This window comes from Arthrobacter sp. 2YAF22_2, from assembly GCF_052114645.1.
GTDB lineage: Bacteria > Actinomycetota > Actinomycetes > Actinomycetales > Micrococcaceae > Arthrobacter.
Genome location: NZ_JBFRFD010000107.1, coordinates 1 through 8,449, shown reverse-complemented (window position 1 = coordinate 8,449; position 8,449 = coordinate 1). Strand labels below are relative to the sequence as shown.

Sequence of the window (8,449 nt, the reverse complement as noted above, 5' to 3'; positions counted from 1 at the left end):
GCTGTCGGGCCTCGTCGGCGCGCTTGGCATCGGCCTTGCGCGAGTCCGCAGTCCGTGCGGCGTCGTCGGCCGCGCGGTCCGCTTCGGCCGCGGCGTCCTTGGAGGACTTTGCGGCGGCGGCGGCGTTTTCTGCGGCCTGGAATGCGCGGGTGCGACTGGCAGCCAACGCCTCGAGTGTGGCGGCTTGCTGCAGCGACTGGCCGTCTCCGCCCATCAGGCTGCCGAGTCCAGGCGTCATACCGCCGTTGCGGTAGAGATCTCCGGCCAGTTGGCCGATCAATTTGCGCGTCTTCGCCTGCTCGGTCTCGGCCGCGGCTGCCTTGGCGGCCGCCAGTGCGGCTGCGTCCCGGCGGATCTGGAGCTCCACCAAGGCATCCGCGTAGGCGTTGTTGGCGGCGAGCGAGGTGGCCAGCCCGTCCTCTTGGGCCGCGGAGGCGTCCGCCAGGATGTGGTCGATCCGGGTGACCTGGTCCGCCGTCGCGCTTTCACTGGACTTTGCCGCGGCGATCTCCTCGGGCGAGGGGAGGTCCTGTGTGGCCGGGATCCGCAGGCCGGGAACGGCTACCGCCACCGCGGGGGCGGCCTGGGCCGGGATCGCCAGTGTGCCGAGCAGTACGACGGCGGTGCACAGGGCTGCGGCCCTGCCGCCGGGTCCGGTCCAACTCATGGAAAACCTCGCTGCAGTCAGGCTGGCACGAGCGAGGTAGGAATTGTGGCACATAGAAGTGCCCCTCTGCGGATCGCCCAGCAGGGACGAGGCTACGTGCCAAATACCACTTTGGCAACACGAGTCACATCAATAACATAAACAACAGCGATGTGATTTGGTGTGCAGGCGCATCGGCGTGTCGCGCAATCCGGGGATGCCGGGGCTCAGGCGTGCTGATGGCTCTCGTGCTCTGCATGGCTGGCCGGTTCGAGCTGGAAGGTGCAGTGCTCGGTATCGAAGTGCGAGCCGAGGCAGGTCACCAGCTTGTCCAGCACCCGGTCCGTCCCGCGTGCCCCCATCGCCGTGTCTTCCACCACCACATGGGCGGAGAACACCGGAACCCCGGAGGTGATGGTCCAGATGTGGATGTCGTGGACGGACACCACCCCCTCCACGGCAAGGATGTGTTCGCGGATCATCCGGACGTCCACGCCCTTCGGGGTAGCTTCGAGGAGCACGTCCACGACGTCGCGGAGCAGGTGCCAGGCCCGGGGCAGGATCATCAGGGCGATCAGGATCGAGGCGATGGTGTCCGCGGCCTGGTATCCGGTGACCATGATGACGATGGCTGCGACAATGACGGCGAAGGAGCCCAGCAGGTCGCCCAGGACCTCGAGGTAGGCGCCGCGTACGTTCAGGCTTTCCTTTTGGGCCCCGCGCAGGATCAGCAGCGAGACCAGGTTGGCGAAGGCGCCGAGGACGGCTGCGAAGAGCATGACGCCGGTCTGCACCTCGAGGGCCGAGCCGAGCCGCCGGATCGCCTCGGTGAAGATGACCACGGATATGATGATCAGGACCAAGGCATTGGCCAGGGCGGCCAGGACCTCGGCCCGCTGGTAGCCGTAGGTCCGCTGGTCACTTGCCGGCCTCGTGGCGATCCAGGCGGCCAGCAGTGCGATAAATACGCCGGCGGCGTCGGAGAGCATGTGACCGGCGTCGGCCAGCAGTGCCAGCGACCCGGAAACCAGGGCGCCGGCGACCTGGATCAGGACGACTGCGAGCGTGATCAGCAGGACGGCGACCAGTCGCTTGCGGTGCTTTGCCGTGCCGGTGGCCGAAAGGCCGTGYGAGTGGCTGTGGTCGTGTCCCATGTGTCCAAGGCTAGTCCCAACAGGGGCGGCTAGCCCCAGCCGAGCTCGTGCAGCCGCTCGTCGCTGATGCCGAAGTGGTGTGCGACCTCGTGGACCACGGTCACCGTCACTTCCTCCACCACGTCTTCGCGGGTGGCGCACAGGTCCAGGATCGGCTCGCGGTAGATGGTGATCCGGTCCGGGAGCGAGCCGGCGTCCCACCAGGAGTCCCGCTCGGTCAGCGGGACGCCCTCGTAGAGACCCAGCAGCACGGTGTCCGGGTCCTCGCCGGGTCGCGGGGTGTAGTCGTCCTCGATGAAGACGGCCACGTTGCTCATGGTCTGCGCCAGGTCCGGCGGGATCCGGTCCAGGGCGTCGCTCACCGCTGCTTCGAACTCGTCCTCGGACATCGGAAACGGTCCGGTGCCGCTGGCGTCGTCGTCGTGGTCAGTTCCGCCGGGCACGATCGGCAGGCCGGGAGGCAGGGAAGGGGTCATAGCAGAACCCTATGCGCCCGGATTCGGGCCTGGGTTCGATCCCGCCGTCGGGGCCGCAGTCATGACCGGCCGGGGCCGCGAACGGCGCCGGGTCAGGGCGACGCCGGCGAGGCAGATCACACCGCCCACCAGGCCCCAGATGGTGGGAATCTCGCCCAATACCAGCCAGGAGATCAAGATCGTGGTGCCGGGCACCAGATACGTGGTGGCGGCGAGCCTGCCGGCGTCGATCAGTGAGAGAGCGTACGCCCAGGTGGTAAATGCGATCGCGGTCGGGAACACGCCGAGATAGACCAGTGCCAGCGTCGCGGGCAGCGGCGCGGCCTGCAGTTCCGCCACGAGCTGGCCGCTGAACGGCAGGCAGCACACTGCGCCCACCATGATGCCGAACCAGGTGGCCTGGGCCGCGGGGAACTTCCGGAGCACCGGCTTTTGCACAATCACGCTCACCGCCGCGAGGGCGGCCGCGAGCAGGCACAGCAGCACGCCTGCGACGTCCGCCGTCGACCGCTGGCCGGAACCGAGGGCAATGACGGCGACGCCGCCGAACGCGACCAGGCTGCCGATGATCAGCCAGCGCGGGAATCCTTCCTTGAGGATGATCCCGGCCATGACAGCTACGAGGATGGGGTTGACGTTGATCAGCAGGGCTGCTGTGCCTGCGTCCAGCATGTGCTCGGCAGCGTTCAGTGCCACGTTGTAGCCGCCAAACCACATCACGCCGTAGGCCAGGATGGGCCACCACTCGCGGCCTTTGGGGAACGCGGCGGCCTTGCGGAACTGCGGCAGCACCACCAGGCCCAGGACGACGGCGGCCACGGAAAGGCGGCCCAGGGCCAGCGGTCCGGGCGAGAAGCTGGGCCCGACCGCGCGGATGCCCACGAAGGCCGATGCCCAGAGCACCACGGTGACGACTACGGCGGCGATCCCGAGCCGGCTGATCTGCCCGGGCCGGAGGGCCGGAGGGGCGGGGGATGGCTGCGACGCCCGAGGCCGCACGGCGGGGGAGGGCGCTTGGTGGGCGTTGTCGGGGTGTGGACTCTCCGGATGCGTGTTGTCCGGATGGGGGGAGCCAGTCTTTGCGGTTGTTGCCATGCTGCCAATTTATCCCGTGCGGCCGGCCGGCGGCTGGCGGAAATCGGTCAGGTCTAGTCGAGTTCCTGCCAATCTGCGGCGGGCGTTCCCAACACCTTCACCGAAGCACGCGTGCCGCCGCCTGGACAGCCTCCGCAACGACGCTGAGCGCCGCCGAGCCGCGCCGCCATTGCTGCCAGTAGAGGGTGACATCCACCTGCGCCCCGGGAGCGAGCGTATGCAGTGTTCCGGTCCGGAGGTCCTCGGTGATTTCGATTTCGGGCATCATTCCCCAACCCATGCTGCGGCGGATCGCGTCGCCAAACTCCTGGGCGGCCGGCACGTAGTGGCGCGGCGCTCGGCTGGGTGAGCGGCTGAAACGGCGCAGCCAGCGGTCCTGCAGATCGTCCTTGCGGTCAAAGACCAGCATCGGGGCCTTGGATAGCGCCGCCGCGGTGACGCCGGACTCAAACCAGCGGCGGGAGAACTCCGGCGCGCAAACGGGCAGGTAGCGCATGGTGCCGAGCCGGCGGGAGGAACATCCTGGTACTGGCGCAGCCGTCACCGTGATTGCCGCGGCCGCGGCGCCCGCCCGCAGGAGGTCCAGGGAGTGCTCCTGGTCCTCGCGGAGGATCTCCAGCTGGACGCTCTCGCCGGCGGCTGCCAGGCCGGCCAGGGCCCAGGTGTGCAAGGAATCGCTGTTGATCACCAGCGTCAGGCGCGTCCGCCCGTGGCGGTCCGCCGGCTGTAGCTCTTCGGTGAGGTCTGCCGAGAGCAGTTCCAATTGCCGGGCGAACCGCACCACGGCCTGGCCGGACTCCGTGAGCCCTACCGGCCGTGCCCGGGTCAGCACCGGACGGCCGACGGCGGCCTCAAGCGCGCGGATCCGCTGGCTGACCGCCGAGGGCGTCACGGATAAGTGGGCGGCTGCGGCGTCGAAGCTTCCATGCGTGACGATTGCGGCCAGCGTCCGGGCCTGCTCGGGGGAAACGTCGATCATTAGCTCATCTTATGGCAGAGAAGAAAGATTAACTGGTTTCATCTTGGGCTGCGCCCTACCGTGGGAAGGGTGATGCTTCCCTTGTTTTCGGGCTTATCTACCGGCCTGTCGCTCATTGTTGCCATCGGCGCGCAGAACGCGTTCGTCCTTCGCCAGGGCATCCGGCGCTCGCACGTCGCCATGGTGGTAGCGGTCTGCGCTGGTTCGGACCTGCTGCTGATCCTGTTGGGCGTCGTCGGGATCGGGGTCCTCCTGGACCGGGCACCCGCCGTGCTCGTGGTGATCCGGTGGGCCGGAGCCGCCTTCCTCCTCACCTATGGAGCGCTCGCGGCCACGCGTGCCGTCCGCGGGGAACAGCTGGAGGACGTGGCGGACAAGCCGGCCGTCAGCAGGGCGGCCGTATTGGGGACCTGCTTGGCCTTCACGTGGCTGAACCCGCACGTGTACTTGGACACGGTGCTGCTGCTTGGGTCGCTCGCGGCCGCCCAGGGCGAGTCCGGGCGCTGGTGGTTCGCCGCGGGGGCAGGCCTTGGAAGCATTGCCTGGTTCACCGCCCTCGGCGCGGGGGCGCGGTTCCTGACGTCCCTGTTCCGACGCCGGACGGCGTGGCGGGTGCTCGACGCCGGAATCGCCGTCGTGATGCTGACGTTGGCCGTGCTGCTGGTCGCCTGATCCTGGCGGGGGCCGGTGCCGGGTCAGGGGCCGGTCGGCCCTTGCCCGCTCGATGTGGCGGGTTCACGATTGCCGGTATGACAGCATCCCCAGCTTCGGCCCGCGAGCGAAAGCGTGCAGCCGTCGGCACAGCCGTCTTTGCGATCGCCCCCGCAACGGCCGCCGGCGTGGTGCCGTGGCTGTTGACCCGCTGGGAGGTGGAGGCCCCGGTCCCGGGTGGCATGCCTGCGCAGCTCACCGGCGCCGTACTGATCGGCGCGGGCGCGGCGGTGATCGCGAACTCCTTTGTCCACTTCGCCGTCGAGGGCATCGGGACCCCTGCGCCGTTTGCCCCTCCCACACGGCTGGTGGTTGGCGGGCTCTACCGGTACGTGCGGAATCCGATGTACGTGTCGATCGCGGCGGCCGTCGCCGGACAGGGCCTCCTGCTGGGCCAGCCGAAGCTCTTCGCGGCACTGGGCCTCGGCGCAATCCCGGTGGTGGCCTTCGTCCGGCTGTACGAGGAGCCGTCTCTGGCCCGGAAGTTCGGTGCGGCCTACGAGGAGTACCGCCGTAACGTCCCGCGCTGGCTGCCCAGGCTCACGCCGTGGCGGGCCCAGGGGGCGGAGTCGTCCCGGGGCTAATCCGACCGCTACTGGCCGCGGCCGGACCACTCCAGCAGCCGGTCGAGCGGCCAGGTGGTGATGATCCTCTCCGGCGGCACGCCGTTCCGCGCGGCCCGCTCCGCACCGTACTGCAGGAAGTCGAGCTGGCCAGGGGCGTGGGCGTCGCTGTCGATGCTGAAGAGGCAGCCCGCATCGAGGGCCACCTGGATCAGCTCGTCCGGCGGGTCCTGGCGCTCCGGCCGGGCGTTGATCTCGACGGCGACCCCGTGTTCCGCGCACGCCGCAAACACCTGTTTCGCGTCGAACTCCGACGGCGGACGCGTCCCCCGCGAGCCGTTCAGGAGCCGGCCGGTGCAGTGGCCCAGCACCCTGGTGTGCGGGTCTTCGATGCCGCCGAGCATCCTCCGGGTCATGGTCCGGCTGTCCGAGCGGAGCTTCGAGTGCACGCTGGCCACCACCACGTCCAGCCGGTCCAGCAGCTCGGGGGCCTGGTCCAGTGTGCCGTCCTCCAGGATGTCGACCTCGATGCCGGCGAGCAGGCGGGGCCGCGGTCGGCCCGCTTCGGTCCGGCCCGCCTTGGTCCGAGCCGCCTCGATCCTGGCGATGAGGTCCAGCTGCTCACTGAGACGTTCGGGGCTCAGCCCGTTGGCGATCTTCAACGTGGGGGAGTGGTCGGTCAGGGCCACGTACTCGCGGCCTAGCATTCCCGCCGCGTCCACCATGGCTTCGATCGGCGAACCGCCGTCGGACCAATTGCTGTGCAGGTGCAGGTCCCCGCGCAGGCTCGCCAGCAGCTCGCGGCCGCCTTCCACCAGCGGCTCGGCGCCGCGTTCCCGCAGGCCGGCGAGGTAGTCGGGGATCCCGCCGTCGACCGCCTGGGCGATCACCTCGAACGTCCGGTCGCCGATCCCCTTCGTGCGTTTGAGCCGGCCGTCGCCTCTTCGCGCCGCCAGTTCATCGGGGGAGAGGCCGGCAATGATGTCGGCCGCTTTGCGGAAGGCCTGCACCTTGAAGGTGGTGGCGCGATCGCGTTCGAGCCAGAAAGCGATCTCATTGAGGGCAGCGGTGGCGTCCATCTGACCATCATCCACACAGCGGCACAGGTGTTGTCCAGAGCTTATTCCCGGGTTGTGGAGAGGATTTTGGAGATTCCGGGAGTTGCCCCTATAGTTTTATAGGTCCAGTTCGGAGGAACCCGAAGGGAGCAAAAACGGAAGGCCTCGGCCCTAAATTTTTGCCCTTGGAGTAGCGGGTTTTACCGGATGGCGTCCTGGCCCCCATCGTCTAGCGGCCTAGGACACCGCCCTTTCACGGCGGCGGCACGGGTTCGAATCCCGTTGGGGGTACGCAAGGAACTGGTCAGGCCGGATGAAAATGTCTGGTAAGCTAGAGTCCTTGAAAAAATGCGGTAGCGATACTGCAGGCAGCAAGAAACAGTAGTAAAAGTAAGGCCCTGTAGCGCAGTTGGTTAGCGCGCCGCCCTGTCACGGCGGAGGTCGCGGGTTCAAGTCCCGTCAGGGTCGCTCTGATTGCCAGAAGAAATTCCGGCCGTCATGGTGACATGTCACCTAGGCTCTGTAGCTCAGTTGGTAGAGCGTTCGACTGAAAATCGAAAGGTCACCGGATCGACGCCGGTCGGAGCCACCACTGGGAAGCATCAGTTCTTACGAACTGGTGCTTTTCTTCTTTAACGCAGACCGCTCACCCGCATCGACTGCTACATAACGGCCCCTTTGAGGGCTGAAAACGGCAGTTTTGGAGCAGCGGATGTGGTCCGTCAGTGGGCGCAGTCGCAGTCACCCGACGCTGACGGGCGCCGCAGTCGCGCCATTCGCCAATGTTGGCCGCTCTCGGGGATTCATAGCGGCCGCCTGTGGCAAATGGCGCAGGAATAGCCGCAACAACCGGCCCCCCCCACTCTCGGCTTCGACAGCCAACCAGAGTTCACCAAATTGCTCCCGCCGTAGTTGCCCAAAAAGTTGCAGCCACCACCGGACTTTTCATCCGCCAAGCGGGCCGTTCTGAAGCAGTAGGCGAGATATAGGGCGGCGGACGACGGCGGCAGGTGCGGTTTGGGGACACGCCCGAGACCGCCGCTAGACTCGCACGCCGGGACGAACGCCAGAGCTGCGAACCGTCCCTGGACGGGTCCGCGGCGCAATCTCGACCAGAAGAATGATTTTGAACGTGGCTTTGAACAAGACTGCACGCCCACTGACCGTAACCGTGCTCCTGGCGACCATGGCCCTGACCGGCCGTTCTGCCCCGGTGGCCGCGAAGCCGACGTCGACGGCGGACGCCGCCACCGCGACGGCGGACGCCGCCACCGCGACGGCGGACGCCGCAACCGCGCCGGCGTCCGCAACCCCCAGCCCGACCAAATCCTCCGGCCCCTACGGCGACTTCCCCACGGCAGCCGAGGCCTGCAACACCATTTCGGAGCAGGCCACCGGAGCCTCGCTGCTGCCGCTCTCGGCCGCGCAGGGCAAAACCGCCGAACTCGAGCAGTACAAAGCCGAGTTGAGTAACACCGCAGAGCGCGTTCCGGACAGCCTCAAGGCGGCCTTCGCCAAGCTCAACCAGGTCGCCGTGGCCGGCCTGAGCGACCAGACGGTCTTCTCGAGCGGCAAATTCCAAGACGCCATGGCACCGGTCACGGGCTGGCTCGCCGCCAACTGCAAGTAGACGCCGCCTCCCTCCGGGCGGCCCAGCGTTGGAAGGACTGGTTGCGGGTCGGAACTCCCGGAGGGAAGCGCTTGGCGGGGCTAGGGCGTCTTGTGCGTGCGCCTACTTCCTGATACCGCCGTGGCCACTGCAGGCGT

8 protein-coding genes, 3 tRNA genes and 1 pseudogene are annotated in these 8,449 nt (G+C 68.0%); 6 read left to right on the top strand and 6 right to left on the bottom strand.

What is annotated here, in order from left to right; all coding sequences use genetic code 11:
• From AB4Y86_RS06505 to AB4Y86_RS06485, 5 genes and pseudogenes are all read right to left on the bottom strand, one after another.
• A pseudogene (locus tag AB4Y86_RS06505) lies at nt 1-667 on the bottom strand (C40 family peptidase); the annotation flags it as partial.
• 206 nt (nt 668-873) lie between these two features.
• On the bottom strand, nt 874-1,800 hold the full coding sequence (locus AB4Y86_RS06500) for a cation diffusion facilitator family transporter (RefSeq protein ID WP_441401160.1): 927 nt from the start codon (nt 1,798-1,800) through the stop codon (nt 874-876).
• A gap of 29 nt (nt 1,801-1,829) precedes the next feature.
• Nucleotides 1,830-2,276 carry a metallopeptidase family protein gene (locus AB4Y86_RS06495; RefSeq protein ID WP_441401158.1) on the bottom strand — a complete coding sequence of 149 codons (447 nt, stop codon included), beginning with the start codon at nt 2,274-2,276 and terminating at the stop codon, nt 1,830-1,832.
• Nucleotides 2,277-2,285: 9 nt separating this feature from the next.
• The gene (locus AB4Y86_RS06490; protein ID WP_441401156.1) at nt 2,286-3,371 is read right to left on the bottom strand and encodes a DMT family transporter; all 1,086 of its coding nucleotides are present in this window, start codon (nt 3,369-3,371) and stop codon (nt 2,286-2,288) included.
• Nucleotides 3,372-3,468: 97 nt separating this feature from the next.
• The gene (locus tag AB4Y86_RS06485; protein ID WP_441401154.1) at nt 3,469-4,350 is read right to left on the bottom strand and encodes an ArgP/LysG family DNA-binding transcriptional regulator; all 882 of its coding nucleotides are present in this window, start codon (nt 4,348-4,350) and stop codon (nt 3,469-3,471) included.
• Nucleotides 4,351-4,422: 72 nt separating this feature from the next.
• Between AB4Y86_RS06485 and AB4Y86_RS06480 the strand changes: the two genes are divergently transcribed.
• Both AB4Y86_RS06480 and AB4Y86_RS06475 read left to right on the top strand, forming a co-directional pair.
• Nucleotides 4,423-5,022, top strand: coding sequence for a LysE/ArgO family amino acid transporter (locus AB4Y86_RS06480; protein WP_441401152.1), 600 nt, complete (start codon nt 4,423-4,425; stop codon nt 5,020-5,022).
• Between the two features lie 77 nt (nt 5,023-5,099).
• The gene (locus AB4Y86_RS06475; RefSeq protein ID WP_441401150.1) at nt 5,100-5,645 is read left to right on the top strand and encodes a methyltransferase family protein; all 546 of its coding nucleotides are present in this window, start codon (nt 5,100-5,102) and stop codon (nt 5,643-5,645) included.
• Between the two features lie 8 nt (nt 5,646-5,653).
• Here AB4Y86_RS06475 and AB4Y86_RS06470 read toward each other — a convergent pair whose 3' ends face one another.
• A complete protein-coding gene (locus AB4Y86_RS06470) occupies nt 5,654-6,703 on the bottom strand; it encodes a PHP domain-containing protein (protein WP_441401148.1) in 1,050 nt (349 codons plus the stop codon).
• A gap of 197 nt (nt 6,704-6,900) precedes the next feature.
• Here AB4Y86_RS06470 and AB4Y86_RS06465 point away from each other — a divergent pair.
• The 4 genes from AB4Y86_RS06465 to AB4Y86_RS06450 all read left to right on the top strand — a co-directional run bounded on the left by AB4Y86_RS06465 (nt 6,901) and on the right by AB4Y86_RS06450 (nt 8,312).
• Nucleotides 6,901-6,973 (top strand) — tRNA-Glu (locus AB4Y86_RS06465).
• Nucleotides 6,974-7,076: 103 nt separating this feature from the next.
• A tRNA-Asp gene (locus AB4Y86_RS06460) sits at nt 7,077-7,150 on the top strand.
• A 48-nt stretch (nt 7,151-7,198) separates the two neighbouring features.
• Nucleotides 7,199-7,274 (top strand) — tRNA-Phe (locus tag AB4Y86_RS06455).
• A gap of 540 nt (nt 7,275-7,814) precedes the next feature.
• Nucleotides 7,815-8,312: a hypothetical protein gene (locus AB4Y86_RS06450; protein ID WP_441401146.1), complete on the top strand. Its 498-nt coding sequence runs from the start codon at nt 7,815-7,817 to the stop codon at nt 8,310-8,312.
• Nucleotides 8,313-8,449: the final 137 nt, after the last annotated feature.